Origin of the sequence: Micromonospora sp. NPDC004551 (genome assembly GCF_040609975.1) — a bacterium.
Classification (GTDB): Bacteria; Actinomycetota; Actinomycetes; order Mycobacteriales; family Micromonosporaceae; genus Micromonospora.
In genome coordinates, this window is record NZ_JBEXLM010000002.1 from 12,251 (window position 1) to 29,383 (window position 17,133).

The 17,133-nt window shown below is 73.4% G+C and carries 16 protein-coding genes; 4 read left to right on the forward strand and 12 right to left on the reverse strand.

What is annotated here, in order from left to right; genetic code table 11:
* Window positions 1-2: 2 nt before the first annotated feature.
* Together lipB and ABZW14_RS04075 are read right to left on the reverse strand one after the other, a co-directional pair.
* Window positions 3-650 carry a lipoyl(octanoyl) transferase LipB gene (lipB, locus tag ABZW14_RS04070; protein ID WP_355339468.1) on the reverse strand — a complete coding sequence of 216 codons (648 nt, stop codon included), beginning with the start codon at window positions 648-650 and terminating at the stop codon, window positions 3-5.
* Between the two features lie 135 nt (window positions 651-785).
* Complete coding sequence (locus tag ABZW14_RS04075; protein ID WP_355339471.1) at window positions 786-2,603, reverse strand: DUF2079 domain-containing protein; 1,818 nt, start codon at window positions 2,601-2,603, stop codon at window positions 786-788.
* 188 nt (window positions 2,604-2,791) lie between these two features.
* Between ABZW14_RS04075 and ABZW14_RS04080 the strand changes: the two genes are divergently transcribed.
* Window positions 2,792-4,018 carry a PHB depolymerase family esterase gene (locus tag ABZW14_RS04080; protein WP_355339474.1) on the forward strand — a complete coding sequence of 409 codons (1,227 nt, stop codon included), beginning with the start codon at window positions 2,792-2,794 and terminating at the stop codon, window positions 4,016-4,018.
* Window positions 4,019-4,043: 25 nt separating this feature from the next.
* Here the strand turns inward: ABZW14_RS04080 and ABZW14_RS04085 are convergent, their stop codons facing one another.
* The 6 genes from ABZW14_RS04085 to ABZW14_RS04110 all read right to left on the reverse strand — a co-directional run bounded on the left by ABZW14_RS04085 (window position 4,044) and on the right by ABZW14_RS04110 (window position 8,601).
* Complete coding sequence (locus tag ABZW14_RS04085; protein ID WP_355339477.1) at window positions 4,044-4,943, reverse strand: TIGR01777 family oxidoreductase; 900 nt, start codon at window positions 4,941-4,943, stop codon at window positions 4,044-4,046.
* A gap of 91 nt (window positions 4,944-5,034) precedes the next feature.
* A complete protein-coding gene (locus ABZW14_RS04090; protein ID WP_355339480.1) occupies window positions 5,035-5,541 on the reverse strand; it encodes a DinB family protein in 507 nt (168 codons plus the stop codon).
* A 45-nt stretch (window positions 5,542-5,586) separates the two neighbouring features.
* Window positions 5,587-6,504 (reverse strand): LLM class flavin-dependent oxidoreductase, encoded by a 918-nt coding sequence (locus ABZW14_RS04095; RefSeq protein ID WP_355339483.1) that lies wholly within the window; start codon window positions 6,502-6,504, stop codon window positions 5,587-5,589.
* 114 nt (window positions 6,505-6,618) lie between these two features.
* Window positions 6,619-7,509 (reverse strand): oxidoreductase, encoded by an 891-nt coding sequence (locus ABZW14_RS04100; RefSeq protein WP_355339486.1) that lies wholly within the window; start codon window positions 7,507-7,509, stop codon window positions 6,619-6,621.
* Entirely contained in the window at window positions 7,506-8,021 is a 516-nt protein-coding gene (locus tag ABZW14_RS04105; protein ID WP_355339489.1) for a hemerythrin domain-containing protein, read from the reverse strand. Before ABZW14_RS04105 ends, ABZW14_RS04100 begins: the two co-directional genes overlap by 4 nt.
* A 124-nt stretch (window positions 8,022-8,145) precedes the next feature.
* A complete protein-coding gene (locus tag ABZW14_RS04110) occupies window positions 8,146-8,601 on the reverse strand; it encodes an SgcJ/EcaC family oxidoreductase (protein ID WP_355339492.1) in 456 nt (151 codons plus the stop codon).
* 90 nt (window positions 8,602-8,691) lie between these two features.
* Between ABZW14_RS04110 and ABZW14_RS04115 the strand changes: the two genes are divergently transcribed.
* Window positions 8,692-9,138, forward strand: coding sequence for a MarR family transcriptional regulator (locus ABZW14_RS04115; RefSeq protein WP_355339495.1), 447 nt, complete (start codon window positions 8,692-8,694; stop codon window positions 9,136-9,138).
* A 13-nt stretch (window positions 9,139-9,151) separates the two neighbouring features.
* On the opposite strand, the gene ABZW14_RS04120 is transcribed toward ABZW14_RS04115, so the two are convergent.
* Window positions 9,152-10,483: a low temperature requirement protein A gene (locus ABZW14_RS04120; protein ID WP_355339498.1), complete on the reverse strand. Its 1,332-nt coding sequence runs from the start codon at window positions 10,481-10,483 to the stop codon at window positions 9,152-9,154.
* A 169-nt stretch (window positions 10,484-10,652) separates the two neighbouring features.
* Here ABZW14_RS04120 and ABZW14_RS04125 point away from each other — a divergent pair, with 169 nt between their 5' ends.
* Window positions 10,653-11,597 (forward strand): SDR family NAD(P)-dependent oxidoreductase, encoded by a 945-nt coding sequence (locus ABZW14_RS04125; RefSeq protein ID WP_355339501.1) that lies wholly within the window; start codon window positions 10,653-10,655, stop codon window positions 11,595-11,597.
* A gap of 60 nt (window positions 11,598-11,657) precedes the next feature.
* On the opposite strand, the gene sucB is transcribed toward ABZW14_RS04125, so the two are convergent.
* Window positions 11,658-13,451 carry a 2-oxoglutarate dehydrogenase, E2 component, dihydrolipoamide succinyltransferase gene (gene sucB / locus ABZW14_RS04130; RefSeq protein ID WP_355339504.1) on the reverse strand — a complete coding sequence of 598 codons (1,794 nt, stop codon included), beginning with the start codon at window positions 13,449-13,451 and terminating at the stop codon, window positions 11,658-11,660.
* Between the two features lie 66 nt (window positions 13,452-13,517).
* On the reverse strand, window positions 13,518-14,909 hold the full coding sequence (gene lpdA / locus ABZW14_RS04135) for a dihydrolipoyl dehydrogenase (RefSeq protein WP_355339507.1): 1,392 nt from the start codon (window positions 14,907-14,909) through the stop codon (window positions 13,518-13,520).
* Between the two features lie 177 nt (window positions 14,910-15,086).
* Between lpdA and ABZW14_RS04140 the strand changes: the two genes are divergently transcribed.
* Window positions 15,087-15,416 carry a hypothetical protein gene (locus ABZW14_RS04140; RefSeq protein ID WP_355339510.1) on the forward strand — a complete coding sequence of 110 codons (330 nt, stop codon included), beginning with the start codon at window positions 15,087-15,089 and terminating at the stop codon, window positions 15,414-15,416.
* A gap of 63 nt (window positions 15,417-15,479) precedes the next feature.
* Here the strand turns inward: ABZW14_RS04140 and ABZW14_RS04145 are convergent, their stop codons facing one another.
* Entirely contained in the window at window positions 15,480-17,048 is a 1,569-nt protein-coding gene (locus ABZW14_RS04145) for a leucyl aminopeptidase (protein ID WP_355339513.1), read from the reverse strand.
* Between the last annotated feature and the right edge of the window lie 85 nt (window positions 17,049-17,133).

The following is a 17,133-nucleotide window of genomic DNA, read 5'->3' on the forward strand; positions in this document are numbered from 1 at the left end:
GGTCAGTCCTGGACCGTGACCAGGGTCGGCAGGTGCCGCTCGACCACCGGCAGCACGTCGGCGACGGTGATCGGGCGGCCCAGCTCGGCGGTGAGCGAGGTGACGCCGGCGTCGCGGATGCCGCACGGGACGATCCGGTCGTAGTACGTCAGGTCGCAGTCGCAGTTGATCGCGAAGCCGTGCAGGGTGACGCCCCGGGCCACCCGGATGCCGATGGCGGCCACCTTGCGGGCCGGACCCCGGTCGTCCTCCGGCACCCAGACGCCGCTGCGCCCCTCGACCCGGCCCGCGGCCAGCCCGAACTCGGCGCAGACGTCGATCAGGAGCTGCTCGGTGCGCCGGACGTACGCCACCACGTCGACCGGGTCGGGCAGCTTGACGATCGGGTAGCCGACCAGCTGCCCCGGCCCGTGCCAGGTGATCTTGCCGCCGCGGTCGACGTCGACCACCGGGGTGCCGTCCATCGGCCGGTCCCACGGCTCGGTCCGCTTGCCTGCGGTGTAGACGCTGGGGTGCTCCAGCAGCAGCACGGTGTCGCCCCGCTCGCCGGCCACCACGGCCTCGTGCAGCCGGCGCTGCTCGTCCCAGGCGGCCTGGTACTCCAGCAGCCCGGCACGCACGGCACTCAACCCGGATGTCGTCACGCTCACGGCTCCACCCTAGTCCTGACGGCGCCGGTCGGTCCGCGTGAGCCTCGTCGCCCTCCCGCGCGACCTTGCACTTCCGGCCGCCGGTTCGCGGGATCCGCACCCGATGCCGGGGCGGCTACCGCACGATCGCGGCGGTCAGGACGGCGGGACCCGCCACACCCAGACGTCCTCGACCCGCTCGGGCGGGCCGAGCAGGGCCGTGGCGGTGCGGCGGATCGCGTCCTCGTCGACGTCGAACTTCGCCCCGTGCACCCGGTCGGCCAGCACCACCGTCTCGACCCCCCAGTAGCGCAGGTCGGCCCGGGACTCCCGGATGCTGCCCTCGGTGACGATCGGCACCAGCCCGGTCCGGCCGGCCTGGTCCATGAGTGCGCTGAACGTACGCGGCACCGGGCCGATCCGGCCCCGGCCGTCCGGCCCGCCCGGGCCGAGGAAGAAGCCGGCCGGGATGCGGAACTCGCCCTGCCGGTGCGCCAGGGCGTACGCCTGCCAGCGCTGGCCGTCCGGATAGAGGTCCACGGTCAGCGGCAGCGGGGTGAGCACCCCGCCGGGGGAGACGTAGCGCTGCCAGGCGCCGGTGGTGATGAACGCGGGCACCGGCTCCCGATCGTGGGTCAGCAGCGGGGTGGGCAGCAGCGGCAGCAGCGCGGCGGTGAAGCCGAGCGCCCAGGCCAGCGCGGTGGCGCGGTGCCGGGGCGGCCGGGCGCGCAGCGCGTCGACCGTGTACGCCAGCAGCAGCCCGATCACCGGGGCCACCACCAGGGCCAGCCGGGAGGGCAGCGCCGCGTTGATCACCGGCAGGTTGTCCAGCACCCCGAACGGCAGCAGCTGGTCGGTGCGCCGGCCGTTCCACTTGGCCGTGGGCCCCCAGGAGAGCACCGCGAAGACCACGGCGGTCACCCCGAGCGCGGTGAGCGTGGCCCGGAACGCCCGGTCGGCGCGCCGCCAGAGCAGGGCGAAGCAGGCCACGGCGAGCAGCAGCAGCGGGATGCCGAAGAAGGAGTTCTCCTCGGTCGGGTTGGGCGCGAGGGAGGTGCCGAGCCCGGCCCAGCCGGCCAGCGACCGCCGCGGGTACGACCCGTACGCGGCGATGTCCTCGGAGTGGATGAGCGGGTCGAAGCCGGTCCCGTGGAACCGCTGCGGCCCGGCGAAGTGCAGCCACAGCGGGTACGCCAGCAGCACCCCGGAGACGAGCGCGGTCACCCCGAGCCCGCGCAGGAAGCTGGGCAGCGCCTCCCGTACCTCGGCCCGGCGTACCGGGTGCAGTGCCCACACCAGCAGGAACAGCGCGACCGCCAGCGCCGTGAAGAAGAGCCCCTCGGCGGCGATCGAGAAGGCGACCGCCACCAGCACGCCGAGCACCACCCCGCCGAGGATCGCCCGGCCGGGGCGGCGCAGCCGGAGCACGCCCCAGATGAGCAGCGGCACCAGCCAGCCGGCGGTCCAGTTCAGGTGCGCGTTGGCGTGCGACACCATGGCGGGGCAGTAGGCGATGAAGAGCCCGCCCACCCCGGCGGCCAGCCGGCTGGTGACGAGGTGCCGGCTGAGCAGCCAGTACCAGGCCACCGCGGTGGCCGCGAGGTTGAGCGTGAGGATCACCAGGAACGTCGCCGGCGGCCCGACGAGGTACGTCAGCGGCGCGAAGACCACCGCGTACGCGGTGATCGAGGTGTTGACCGCCAGGTTCACCCCGTCCGGGACGTTGATCAGGTGGGTGAAGAACGGGTTCTCCCCGTGGGTCACGGCGTGGCCGCCGAAGGCCAGCAGCCACTCGAACAGGGCCTGGTCGCTGGAGTTCACGGTGATCGTGCGGGTGTTCGGGTCCCGCCACAGCCCGCTGGTCACCCAGAGGGCCAGCGCCACCGCGGCGAGCACCAGCAGCAGGTCGGCGCGCCGGTTCCGGGAAGCGGGCGCGGTCGACGGGCCGGTGGCCAGGGACGGGGAGGACGGCACGCAGCGGACGTTACCAACCGGACCTGGACACGCCGGTCAGACACGAAACCCGGTGGGCACAAAGCCATCAGCACACTTCGGCGTTCATGAATGTGTGAGCCGCGGCCATTCCGGGGCGTGAAACACGGACGTAACGTCGCGGCAACTCGAAGGTGACCCAGTTCACAATTCGCCGTCAGGAGGTCGCCGTGCGCCGCTCCTCATCCCTTCTCACCCGCCTGGCCGGGGTGGCGGCCGGGGTCGTGCTCGCCGCGGCCACCGTCCTCGTCGCCGCTCTGCCCGCGCAGGCCGCCACGCTCACCCAGGTCACCGGCTTCGGCTCGAACCCCGGCAACCTGGCCATGTACGCCTACCGCCCGGACGGCCTGCCGGCCAACGCCCCCGCCGTGGTGCTGCTGCACGGCTGCACCCAGAACGCCACGACCTACTTCACCAACTCCGGCTGGCAGAAGTACGCCGACCAGTGGAAGTTCGCGCTGATCGTGCCGCAGCAGCCCTCGGCCAACAACGCCAACTCCTGCTTCAACTGGTTCGAGACCGGGGACACCGCCCGGGGCCAGGGCGAGGCGCTGTCGGTCAAGCAGATGGTCGACTACGCCAAGGCCAACTACTCCGTCGACGGCAGCCGGGTCTACGTGAGCGGCCTGTCCGCGGGCGCGGCGATGAGCGCCGTCATGCTCGCCACCTACCCGGACGTCTTCGCCGCCGGCTCGGTGATCGCCGGCCTCCCCTACCGCTGCGCCACCAGCATGACCAACGCCTTCAGCTGCATGAACCCGGGCGTGGACAAGACCCCGGCGCAGTGGGGGGACCTGGTCCGCAACGCGTACGCCGGCTACACCGGCAAGCGCCCCCGGGTGGCCATCTGGCACGGCACCTCGGACACGACGGTCGCGCCGCTGAACGCCGCCGAGTCGCGGGACCAGTGGACCAACGTGCTGGGCGTCTCCCAGACCCCGACCAGCACCGCCTCGCTGCCGGCCGGCACCAGCCTGGAGGTGTACGGCAGTGACCAGGTGCGGCTCTACCGGGTCTCCGGCATGGGCCACGGCACCCCGGTCGACCCGGGCTCGGCGGCCGACCAGTGCGGCACCGCCGGGGCGTACTTCCTGGACACCATCTGCTCGACCTACCGCGACGCGCTCTTCTTCGGCTTGAACGGCGGGAGCACGCCCAGCCCGACCCCGACGGCGACCGCGTCACCCTCGCCGACCCCGACCCCGAGCCCGACCCCGACGACCGCGCCGGTCTGCGTGACCGCCAGCAACTACGCGCACGTCACGGCCGGCCGCGCCTACCAGTCCGGCGGCTACGCCTACGCGCTGGGCAGCAACCAGCGGATGGGCCTGTACAACACCTTCTACACGAGCACCCTCAAGCAGACCGGCCCCGCCTACTGGGTGATCGGCTGCTGACCGTGCCGCCGCCGCCCTCGCCGGCTCAGTCGGTGAGGGCGGCGCGCAGCGCCCCCGGCAGGTCCGGATGGGTCCAGGCGAAGCCGGCCCTGCCGAGCACGCCGGGCAGGACCCGGGTGCTGGTGAGCGCCTCGTGGGCGAAACCGCCGAGGGCCACCTTCAGGGCCAGCGCGGGGATCGGCATGATCGCCGGCCGGTGCAGTTGGCGGGCCAGCTCGCGGGTGAACTCGGCGTTGGTGACCGGGGCCGGGCCGACCACGTTGACCGGGCCGGCGACGTCGCCGCGGGCCAGCAGGAAGGCCACCGCGTCCAGCCAGTCGTGCAGCGAGATCCACGGCAGCCACTGCCGGCCGTTGCCCAGCTTGCCGCCGACACCCAGCCGGAACGGCAGCAGCTGCGGCTTGAGCATGCCGCCGTCGCGGTGCAGCGGCAGCCCTGTGCGCAACCGCACCACCCGGGTCCCGGCGTCCTCGGCCGGGCGGGTGGCGGCCTCCCACACCCGGCAGACGTCGGCCAGGAAGCCCTCACCGGCCGGCGAGTCCTCCTCGACCGTCCGGTCGCCGGTGTTGCCGTACCAGCCGACGGCGGAGGCGTTGAGCAGCGTCGCGGGCCGGTCGGCGGCGGGCAGCCCGGCGACGGTGATCGCCAGCGTGGTGGTGCTGTCCACCCGGCTGGACCGGATCAGACCCTTGTACGCGTCATCCCAGCGCTTGTCGCCCACCCCGGCGCCGGCCAGGTTCACGACCGCCTCGGCGTCGGCCACGACCTGCGGGTCGAGCTGGGCGGCGGACGGATTCCACTGCCGCTCGTCGGGGGTGCGCGGTGGGCGGCGGACCAGGCGGGTGACCTGGTGCCCGTCCGTGGTGAGCCGGTCGACCAGTCGGGTGCCGAGGAAGCCGGACACTCCGGCCATGAGGATCCGCATGGGCATATCTTCGTGTACGTATCCGGACTTGGCTGCGTTGAGCGAAATCACTCACTCGTCGTTCGCGCTCCGGCCGGCGTGGGACGGCCGTTCACTCCCCGGTCCGGCCGTCGATCGCCTCGCGCAGGATGTCGGCGTGTCCGAGGTGGCGGGCGTACTCGTCGATCATGTGGGCGAGGATCCAGCGCAGCGGGTATTCGCGCCCGCTGTCGGGGTGGCGGCCCACCGCGTCCAGCGGGCGCTCGGCGGTGATCCGCCGTGAGGTGGCCACCTCCGCCCGCCAGAGCGCGAAGGTCTCCGCCCCGGTGGCCCCGGCGACGTCGGTGAACGGGGCGTCCGGGCCGCCGGTGAGGTCGAAGAGGTCGCCCGGGAAGGCTTCGGCCAGCACCGCCTGGAAATACCACCGCTCCACGGTGGCCAGGTGCCGGACCAGGCCGATCAGCGACAGGCCGGACGAGGGCACCGGCCGCAGCCGCAGCTGCGCGTCGGTGAGCCCGGCGCACTTGCGGACCAGGGCTTCACGCTGGAAGTCCAGGAAGGTCTCCAGCAGCGCGCGTTCGTCCACGGTGGCCGCCAGCGCGAAACGTTCGTCGTCCACGGCCCGCATCGTACGCGTGTTCGACGTGTGGCGGGTGCCCCCGGCTCAGCCGGCGAGACGGGGGAGCAGCGGTCCGAGCTGGTCGACGGCGTCGGTGCGTACCACGAAGCGGGTGATCCCCCAGCGGCGCCGGTGCTCCGCGACGGCGGCGACGATCTCCTCCGCCGTGCCGATCAGCACGAACGGGGTGGCGAGCACGTCGGCGACGGTCAGCCCGGTGTCGGCGGCGATCGCGGCGGCGGCGGCCTCCGCGTCGTCGGTCACGGTCACCTGCTGCACGAGGGCCTCCAGCGCGGGCGGCACGTCCCGCCCGGCCGCTCCGGCCGCCACGTGCGCGAGCTGCGCCTCGATCTGGTCGGCGCGCCACCGCACGTCGTGCTGGTGGCCGTCGGCGAGGGTACGCCCGAAGCCGGTCAGGCCGACCACGTCGGCGTGCGCGCCGGCCCAGCGCAGCAGCGTCGAGTTGGCCGTACCCATGGTGAGCGGCACCCGGTGCTGGACGGGCCGCAGTTCGGTGAGGCGCGCCGCATGGGCGGCCAGCTCCGGGGTGTCCACGGTGACCTCGTCGCCCGCGAGCAGGGCCTGCAGGGCCTCGGCGACCGCGACGCAGCGGCGGACCCGGGCGGCCACGTCGGGGCGCTCCCGGCCGACGGCCCGCCACTCGGCCGGGGTGTGGCCCGCCCCGAGACCGAGCCGGGCCCGGCCCCCGGAGACCACGTCCAGGGTGGCCACGTCGGTGGCGAGCAGGATCGGCTCCCGCACACCGGCGTTCGACACGTACGAGCCGAGGCCGAGCGTCGACGTCACCGCCGCCGCGGCGGCGAGGGCCACGAACGGCGACGCGCCGTGCCCCGGGTGGTCGGAGGCCAGCAGCGCGTCGAAGCCGGCGGCCTCGACCCGCCGGGCCAGGCCGGTCCAGCTCGTCGCGTCGATGGGCCGGGCCTGCACGGAGAAGATCACCATGGCCCCAGCATCGTCGGAGACCCGCCGCTCCGGCCAGCCCGGGCGGGCTGATTCTGCCGACGGCCGAACCCGGCCGGAGGTGGGAAGGGGCCCCCGCGCGGGGGCCCCTTCCTCTCACGCGGACTCGTGCACGGCGGCGAGGCGGGACAGGTCGTCGTCGGTGAGCCGCAGGGCGCCGGCCGCGACGTTCTGCTCCAGGTGCGCCGGGTTGCCGGTGCCCGGGATGGCGAGCACGTTCGGCCCCTGCCGCAGCGTCCAGGCCAGCCGGACCTGCGCCGGGGTCACTCCGTGCTCCCGGGCCACGGCGCGCACCTCGTCGTGCTCCTCGCCGCTCGCCCCCGCCTCCCGCCCGCTGGTGGCGAGGGAGAAGAACGGCACGAACGCGGCGCCGTGCGCGGCGCAGTCCCGGATGAGCGCGTCGTTGCTCCGGCGGTAGCCCAGGCCCCACGAGTTCTGCACGCAGACCACGGGGGCGATGGCGCGCGCCTCGGCGACCTGGCCCAGCGTCACCGCCGAGACGCCGAGGTGCCGGATCAGGCCGGCGTCGCGCAGCTCGGCGAGCGCGCCGAAGTGCTCGGCCAGCGGCTCCGGGCCGTACACCCGGAGGTTCACCACGTCGAGGTGGTCACGGCCGAGCTGGCGCAGGTTCTCCTCGACCTGGCCGCGGAGCTGGTCCGGCCGGGCCATCGGCAGCCACCGGCCGGACGGGTCCTTGCCCGGCCCGACCTTCGTGACGATGACCAGATCCTCCGGGTACGGCGACAGCGCCCGGTTGATCAGTTCGTTGGCCGAGCGCAGCGGCGAGAAGTAGAAGGCCGCCGTGTCGATGTGGTTGATGCCCAGCTCCACCGCGCGGCGCAGTACCGTCACCGCCCGGTCCCGGTCGCTGGGGCTGCCGTCGGCGTTCGCGGTCAGCCGCATCGCGCCGAAGCCGATCCGGTTGACGGTGCGGTCGCCGAGCCGCCAGGTGCCCGCCGCGGCGGTGTCGACGGTGTCGATGGTCATGCGGTCTCCGTCCGATCGAGAAGGTCCCCGGTGTCGGGTGGCGTGACGCCGAGCAGTTCCACGGGGTCGCCGGCCAGCCGGTTCAACGCGGCGACGATCTTCCTCTCCTCGTAGCTGAAGTGGGACTCCAGCAGCGCCGCCAGCCCGTCCAGCTCGGTGCGGACGGTCCGGCCGTCGGCCGCCCCGGCGAGCAGGGTGTCGATCCGGCGCAGCAGGTCGGCGACCATGCGGTGATCGGCGCTCAGCTCGGCGAGCACGGGCCGCAGCTCGGGCACCTGCTCGGCGAGGGCCCGGAACGCGCCGCCGTCCTCGCCGGTGTGGTGGCGGTCCAGCGCCGCGCAGAACCCGGCGCAGTGCGCGCGCAGCTCCCGGGTCAGCGTGGCGGTGCCGCCGCCGGGGGAGTCGAGGCTCGCGCGGAGCCGGGCCAGCTCCTCGCGGAGCCAGTGGTGGATCTCGATCAACTGGGTGCCGAGCGCGGTCAGCCGCCCGCTCGACGGATGGGATGGGTGCACATGGTCCCCTGCAGTCCCGCGCCTCCATGCCCACGACGGCCTCCGTGCCGGGTGCACCGCGACGCTGCCGGGAGTCTACGCGCCGTCGCGTCGGGGCGGGGACCGTGATGAGTCCGGCTCCCGGTCAGCGGCCGGCGGCGGGCCGGGTTGCGGGCTGGAGCCGGAACGAGACGCCCTCCATGAGGCGCTGGTGCCGGGTGTTGTGAAAGGTGGCGACCCGCCAGTCGCCGTCCGCGCCCCGGACGAGGGTCCAGGTCTGGATCTTGTCCGGCTTCCCCGGCCGCCCCTTGCCCGTGGCGCCGCGACTCACCAGCACGGCCACGTCGTCGGTGAGGAACCGCAGGTCGTCGACCTCGATGGTGAGCCGGGTCCCCTTGAGGAAGCTGTCGAAGAGCGCCTGGTGCGCGGCGCCGATCTCGGCCGCTCCCCGGTAGTGGGTGCCGGCGTAGGTGACGTAGCTGGCGTCGTCGGTGAAGGCGGTGCCGTAGCCGGTGCCGTCCCCGCGGGCCCAGGTGTCGGCGAGCTGGTCCAGCACGGTGTGGATGGCGGCGATGTCCCGCTGGCTGTCGGCCTGTCGCATGGTCTAACCTCCGTTGGTAGCTGCTTCAAGGAAGCCTCTTCCTTGAAGAAGTCTCTTCCTTCAGGAAGAGATTAGAAAGAGGGTCGGTTCGTGTCAACTCCGCAGACGCGCCCGGACGCCGCGGTCTACCGGCGCTACCTGAGCGCGGTGCTGCTGCACGGCCACGCGAGCGCGAAGGAGTGCGGCCTGGGCGGCACCGACCTGTACGCGCTGAACATCCTGGAGCTGTCCGGGCCGATGACGCCGGGCGAGCTGGGAGTGCGGACCGGCCTCACCACCGGGCCGACGACGCGGCTGATCGACCGCCTCGAACAGGCCGGCTACGTACGCCGGGTGCCGTCGCCGGACGACCGGCGGAAGGTGATCGTCGAGCCGGTCGGCAAGCCGGCCGGCCTGGACGAGGTGCTGGCCCCGGCCCGCCGGAGGATCGGCGAGATCCTCCAGGGCTACGCCCCGGAGCAGCGGGAGGTCCTGTTCGACTACTTCGCCCGCGCCGCGGCCGCGTACGAGGAGGCCGCCGCCGAGCTGCGCCGCTGAGGCCGGAGCCGGCTCACTCGCCCTCGTCGCGCTCGTGCGGCTCGTGCCAGCGCGCCCGGTAGGCCGCCTCGTGCGCCTCGTGGCTGGTGCGCTCCTCGAAGACCAGCCCCCGCAGCGCCCGCCGGCCCTCGTCGAAGACGATCACCTCGGTGGCCACCATGCCGACGGTGATCGCCGTCAGCAGGGTCAGGGCGGCCAGCGCGGGCAGGTGTACGGCCAGCGGGATGCTCACGGCCAGCAGCAGCACCGTGCCGACCCGGGTCCAGCTCAGGGTGCGCAGGGTCCGGAGCTGGAAGAGCATGTTGCCGCAGAGGTAGCAGATGACCCCGCCGAAGAGCAGCGGTACGCCGGGGCCCTGCGTCGGCAGGTGCTGCGGCACGTGCGGGTCGGCGACCTGGTGCACGATCATCTCCGCGCCGAGCGCGAACAGGATGATGCCGGCGATCATCGGCAGGAACAGATACGCGTAGGCATCCCGGGCCATGGCGACGCGGGGACCGTCCTCGGCGGCGTGCAGGGCGATCCGGGCGGCCGGCCCGATCATGTCGTAGTGCGCCCACCAGAGCGCGGCGGTGAAGAAGATGCCGAGCACGGCAGCCGCCACGGCCTCCCAGGTCGGCGGCTGGCCGAGCAGGTTGCTGCCGACGCCGACCGAGATGACCGACTCGCCCAGCGCGATGATGAGGATGAGGTCGTACCGCTCGGTCCAGTGCTCGGCGGAGGCCACGCCCCAGCCCCAGGTGCCCGCGATGAGGCCGGTGGAGTACTGGAGCACCACGACGGTCGCCCACAACCCGTCCCGGACCGCCGCCGCGGAGAGCAGGTCGTCGATCTTCGGCGGGATCAGCGCGGCGACGCCCAGCAGCAGGGTGCTGCCCACCAGCTCGGGCATGAACCGGAGGAGCTGCCGGCGCTCGTTCGGGCTGTCCCGCACCGCGTGCAGGTAGAGCAGCAGGTGCACGCCCCGGATGACGGTGTAGCTGACCGCCGCGACGATCGGCCCGGCCGCGTTGCCCCGCGGGTCCCGGAACGCGTTCGGCAGGGACAGGGCGAAGGTGAACAGGGCCGCCATGCCGACCGTCATGAGGACCGGGACGAAGCCCTCGCCGAGCCGGATCCGGGTCGCCACGATGCTGTGCACCACCCACGACCACCAGAGCACGGCCAGGACCAGCAGCGCGTGCAGCAGCGCGCTGCCGCTGACCTGGAGCGCGGTGGCCCGGGTGATGATGAAGAACGAGAAGACGAAGACCAGGTCGAAGAAGACCTCGAACCGGTCCACCCGGGCCCCGGGCGCCACCGGCACGGCGGGCCCGAGGCGCCCCCGCCACCCGAAGCCGCTCACCGGACGAGTCTGTCAGCGCGGGGTCGCCGCCGGGCCGGATTCTGCCCAGGCCGGCCGGTGGCGCGGACCGCCGACCGGCGTTACCTCGCCGCCGGCCGGGGAAACCGCGGGAACCGCGGCGTCCAGCAGCCGCGCGACCGGCCCGTGCCGCCACCGACAAGGATGGATCATGACCAGCAGCGCACCCGTCAGCACGCCGTACTCCCGTGAGACCACCGCCCTGGAGGTGGTCCGTGACCTCGACCTGACGGGCCGGCGGGCCGTCGTCACCGGCGGCGCCTCCGGCATCGGCATCGAGACCGCCCGCGCGCTCGCCGCCGCCGGGGCCGACGTCACGATCGCGGTCCGCAACACCGAGGCCGGACAGCGCGCCGCCACCGACATCACGGGCAGCACGGGCAACGACCGGATCCTGGTCGCACCGCTCGACCTGGCCGACCTCGGCTCGGTCGCCACCTTCGTCCGGACCTGGGACGGGCCGCTGCACATGCTGGTGAACAACGCGGGCATCATGGCCTCGCCCGAGATGCGCACCGAGCAGGGCTGGGAGATGCAGTTCGCGACTAACCACCTCGGGCACTTCGCGCTGGCCACCGGGCTGCGCCCGGCGCTCGCCGCGGCCGAGGGCGCGCGGATCGTCTCGGTCAGCTCGGCGGCCCACCTGCGGTCGCCGGTGGTCTTCTCCGACATCCACTTCCGGCAGCGGGCGTACGACCCGTGGCTGGCGTACGGGCAGTCCAAGACCGCGAACGTGCTCTTCGCGGTGGACGCCACCCGGCGCTGGGCCGATGACGGGATCTACACCAACGCGTTGATGCCGGGCGCGATCCGGACCAACCTCCAGCGCTACATCAGCGAGGAGGAGCTGGACCGGATGCGCTCGCAGAGCGGCGGTGGGGCGGCGTACTGGAAGAACCCCGAGCAGGGGGCGGCCACGTCGGTGCTGGTCGCCGCCTCACCGCTGGTCGCCGGGGTCGGCGGCCGGTACTTCGAGGACTGCCAGGAGGCCGGGCCGAACCAGCCGGGCACGCGCACCGGCTACGCCCCGTACGCGCGGGACCCGGAGGCCGCCGAGCAGCTCTGGGACGTCTCCGAGGAGCACCTGCGCGGCTGACCCGGAGACGACGAGAGGGGCGCGCGGCCGAAGCCGCACGCCCCTCTTCCGTCCGGGGGGTCAGAGCCCCAGTTCGGCCTCGAAGTTGCCGGCCTCCAGCCGCTCCTTGACCGCGACGAGGAAGCGGGCCGCGTCCGCGCCGTCGATCAGCCGGTGGTCGTACGACATGGCCAGGTAGACCATCGACCGGACCGCGACGACCTCGCCCAGCTCCGGGTCGTTGACCACGACCGGGCGCTTGACCACGGCACCCGTGCCGAGCATCGCCGACTGCGGCGACGGCACGATCGGGGTGTCGAAGAGCGCGCCCCGGCTGCCGGTGTTGGTCAGCGTGAAGGTCGCACCCGCGAGCTCGTCCGGGCTGATCTTGTTGGTCCGGGTGCGCTCGGCCAGGTCGGCGACCCGCTTGGCGATCCCGCCCAGGTTGAGGTCACCGGCGTTGTGGATGACCGGCACCAGCAGGCCCCGCTCGGTGTCCACGGCGATGCCGAGGTGCTCCGCGTTCGGGTAGGTGATCGTCCCGCCCTCCAGGTCCAGCTGGGCGTTGACGATCGGGTAGGACTGGAGCGCCTCGACGGCGGCCAGGGCGAAGAACGGCAGGAAGGACAGCTTCACGCCGTGCCGCTGCAGGAAGGAGTCCTTGGCCTGGGCCCGCAGCTTGGCGATCCGGGTGACGTCCACCTCGATCACCGTGGTGAGCTGCGCCATCTCGTGCAGCGACTCGTGCATCCGGTTGGCGATGGCCTTGCGGATCCGGGGCAGCTTCTCGACGGTGCCACGCTTGCTGCTCGGCTGCGGCTTCGCGGCCGGCTTGGCCGGGGCGGGAGCCGCGGCGGCAGCCGGCGCGGCCTGGGCGGCCTTCGCCTTCTCGGCCGCCTCCAGCACGTCCTGCTTCCGGATCCGCCCGCCGACGCCCGTGCCGTTGACCGAGGAGAGGTTCACCCCGTGCTCGGCGGCCAGCTTGCGGACCAGCGGGGTCACGTAGCCGGCGCCCTCCTCGCCACCGGCCTGGGCCGGGACGGTCGGCCGCTGCGGCGTGGCGGTCGGCGCGGCCGGCTGGGCGGCCTGCTCGGCCTTGACCGGCTGCGCGGCCCGCTCCGTCTCGGCGGCCGGCTCGTTGTAGGACATGCCCGGGGTCGGCTCCTCGACCTTCGGCTCGGGCTTGGGCTCCGGCTTCGGCTCGGGCTTCGCCTCGGCCTTGGGCTCGGGCTTCGGCTCCGGCTTCGGCTGGGCCGGCGCGGCACCGGCCGCGCCCACGATCGCCAGGACGCCGCCGACCTCGGCGGTCTCGTCCTCGGGAACCTTGATCTCCAGCAGCGTGCCGGCGACCGGCGACGGGATCTCGGTGTCGACCTTGTCGGTGGAGACCTCCAGCAGCGGCTCGTCCACCTCGACGGTCTCGCCGACCTGCTTGAGCCAGCGGGTCACCGTGCCCTCGGTGACGCTCTCGCCCAGGGCCGGCATGGTGACCGGGGTGCCCTCGCCGGACGGCGCGGCGGCCGGGGCGGGCTCCTCGACGGCCGGCTGCTCCGCCTCGGCCTGCGGCTCGGCGGCGGCCTGCTCGGCCTGCTCCGCCGGGGCCTCCTGCTGCGGGGCGGCCCCGCCGGCCTCCTCGCCCTCGCCGGCGATGACCGCAAGCTCGCTGCCGACCTCGGCGGTCTCGTCCTCGCCGACCACGATCCGGCTCAGCACGCCCGCCGCGGGCGACGGGATCTCGGTGTCCACCTTGTCGGTGGACACCTCAAGCAGCGGCTCGTCGACCTCGACGGTGTCGCCCTCCTGCTTGAGCCAGCGCGTGACGGTGCCCTCGGTGACGCTCTCGCCGAGCCGGGGCATGGTGACCGATACCGGCATGTTCTCCAGACTCCTTCATTTCCCTGGTGGGATCATCGCCCGTCGCCGGACGCCGCGGTTGTCGTGTCAGGCGTGCGCGTGCAGCGGCTTGCCGGCCAGGGCCAGGTGTGCCTCGCCCAGAGCCTCGTTCTGGGTCGGGTGGGCGTGCACGAGCTGCGCCACCTCGGCCGGGTAGGCCTCCCAGTTGTAGATGAGCTGCGCCTCGCCGATCAGCTCGCCGACCCGGGCGCCGACCATGTGGACGCCGACCACCGGGCCGTCCTCCACCCGGACCAGCTTCACGTGGCCGGCGGTCTTGAGGATCTGGCTCTTGCCGTTGCCGCCCAGGTTGTAGTTGTAGGTCTTGACCTTGTCGGCGCCGTACTGCTCCTTGGCCTTCGCCTCGGTCAGGCCGACCGACGCCAGCTCGGGGTCGCAGTAGGTGACCCGCGGGATACCGGCCTCGTCGATCACGGCCGGGTTCTTCCCGGCGATCTCCTCGGCGACGAAGATGCCCTGCTGGAAGCCGCGGTGGGCGAGCTGGAGGCCGGGCACGATGTCGCCGACGGCGTAGACGTTCGGCACGCTGGTGCGCAGCCGCTCGTCGGTCAGCACGTAGCCGCGGTCCATCTTGACGCCCTGCTCCTCGTAGCCGAGGTTGGCGGTGGTCGGGCCGCGGCCGACGGCGACGAGCAGCAGCTCCGCCTCGACCGTGTCGCCGCCCTGGATGGTCAGCTTCACGCCGTTCTCGGTCTTCTCGACCTTCTCGAACGGCTTGCCGACCTTGAAGTTGATCTTCCGCTTGCGGAACGCCCGCTCCAGCGCCTTCGAGGACTCCTCGTCCTCGGCCGCGACCAGGCGGGGCAGCGCCTCGACGATGGTCACGTCGACACCGAAGGACTTCCAGACGCTGGCGAACTCCACGCCGATCACGCCGCCGCCCAGCACGATCGCCGAGGAGGGGACCCGGTCCAGGGTCAGGGCGTGGTCGCTCGTGATGATCCGCTCGCCGTCGATCTCCAGGCCGGGCAGGCTCTTGGCGTACGAGCCGGAGGCCAGGATGATGTTGCGGCCGGTGTAGCGCTTGCCGTCGACCTCGACGACGTTCTTCCCGACCAGCTTGCCGGCGCCGGCCACGAAGGTGATCTTCTTGGCGCCGCCCACCAGGCCCTGGAGGCCCTTGTAGAGGCGGGAGATCACGCCGTCCTTGTACGAGTTGACCGCCGCCATGTCGATGCCGACCAGCTCGGCCTTGACGCCGAACTGCTCCGACTCACGGGTCTGGTCGGCGATCTCGGCGGCGTGCAGCAGGGCCTTGGTCGGGATGCAGCCGTTGTGCAGGCAGGTGCCCCCGAGCTTGCCCTTCTCGATCAGCGCGACGGACAGGTCCAGCTGGGCGGCACGCAGCGCCGCCGCGTAGCCGCCGCTACCACCTCCGAGGATGACGATGTCGAAGGTTGCGTCGTTCGGCTCGCTCACGTCCAACTCCCAGGTCGCGTCGCTGCATCGGGGGTTACGGCGGAGTAACAGGCACACCCCACCTCGGTCATCTTGTCACCACCGGGGTCGGAGCGCGTACCGAGGTGCCCAACGACACGTCCGCGACACGTACGCTTGGCACCGTCTTCGATGACGGACGGGGGAGGAGTGGGTTCGGTGGGGCTGTTCCGACGACGCAAGCAGGCGGGCGCGGTGAGTCGCGACCGGGCCGCCGACCGCGCCGATCTGGACCATCTTGAGAGCTTCGTCCGCACCCGGCGGGGCGTCGAGGCGTATCTGGAACCCCGGACCACGGTCACCGAGACCACGATCATGCTGATCGCCGACGACGGCGAGTGGACCCGGCGGCGGGTCGGCGGGCCGGAGGAGGGCCGCCGGTTCGCGCACCGGCTGGCCATCCCGATCTACGACGTCCGGCTCATGGGCTACCCGCAGCGGATGCGCGACTACAACGAGCGCCGCAAGCGCCGCCCCGAGCTGTTCTGAGCCCGGCACGCCGACGGGGCGCCCCCCGGCGAGGGGAGCGCCCCGTTGCGGCGTGCGTGCGCGTCAGCCGTTGGCGGCGACGTCGTCGACCAGGTGCAGCAGGGTGCGCACCGGAACGCCGGTGCCGCCCTTGGTCCAGTAGCCGGTGGCCTCGCCCGAGTGGTAGCCGGGGCCGGCGATGTCGATGTGCGCCCAGGCCACCTCGTCGGTGACGAACTCGCGCAGGAAGACACCGCCCTGGAGCATGTGGCCCGCCCGGTCCATGCCGGCGTTGACCTGCGAGATGTCGGCGACCTCGGAGTCCATGCCCTTGCGTACGTCGTCCGGCAGCGGCATCGGCCAGGCCGGCTCGCCGGTCGCGTCACCCGCGGCCCGGACCCGCTCGCACAGCTCCGGGGTGCCCATCACGCCGGCGATCCGCTTGCCCAGCGCGATCACCTGGCCGCCGGTCAGCGTGGAGGTCTCGAACAGGTAGTCGGTGCCGTCCTCGCAGGCCCGGGCGATCGCGTCGGCCAGGATCATCCGGCCCTCGGCGTCGGTGTTGAGCACCTCGACCCGCTTGCCGCTGTACATGGTGATCACGTCGCCCGGCCGGTAGCTGGTGCCCGACGGCATGTTCTCCGCCATCGGCAGGTAGCCGGTGACCGCGACCGACGGCTTGAGCGCCGCGACGGCCAGCATGGCCGCGCCGACCGCCGCCGCGCCCGCCATGTCGGACTTCATCTCCCACATGCCCTGGGCCGGCTTGATCGAGATGCCGCCGGTGTCGAAGGTGATGCCCTTGCCGACCAGCGCCACCCGCTTGCCGTTGCCGCCGCCCTCCGGCGTGTAGGTCAGCTTGACCAGCCGCGGCGGGGCCTCCGAGCCCTGGCCGACGGCCAGGATGCCGCCGTAGCCACCGGCGGCCAGCGCCGCTTCGTCGAGCACCTCGACACCGAGCCCGGCCTCCCGGGCGGCGGTGGCCACGGCCTCGGCGAACGACGGCGGGCGCAGCTCGTTCGGGGCGGTGTTGACCCAGTCCCGGCTGGTCAGCACCGCGCCGGCCACCGCCTGCGCGCGGGTGACCTCGCCCTGCGCGGTCGCGTCGGCCGCGTCCGGCACCGCGACCAGCACCTCGGCCACCGGCTCGCGCCGGGCCGGCTGCGGCTTGGTCTTGTAGCCGGCGAACCGGTAGCCGCCGAGCAGCGCGCCCTCGGTCACCGCGCGCAGCGCGGCCGGGGCGTCGGCGTCGTCGGGCAGCGGCAGGGCGAGCGCGACGCGGGACGCGCCGGCCAGGGCGCGGACCGCCGCGCCGGCGGCCCGGCGCAGGGTCTCCGGGGCCGGGGCGGCGCCGGACGGCTCGGGGCCGAGCCCGACGGCGGCGACCACGGGCGCGGTGACCGTGCCCAGCGTGGCCAGCTTGATCACCTCACCGGGACCGCCGGTCGCGCCGAGCAGGGCCAGCGTCTCGGTCAGCTTGCCGTCGAACGCGGCGGCGATGCTCTCCGCGCCGCTGGCCAGCAGCAGTGCGCCGGCGGGTGAGCCGGAATCCTGCTCGGTGGTCTGGCTGTGCACGCCGATCACGATCGCGTCGACGGCGAGTTCGGCGGGGTCGGTGTCGACCAGGCTGAGGGTGGTGCGGGGCGATGTCACGAAAGCTACTCCGGGCGGGCCGGGCCGGCCGCGGCGTCGCGTACCGGCGATGAAGGTCTCCGGCGGCGAACCTACCCGCCGGACG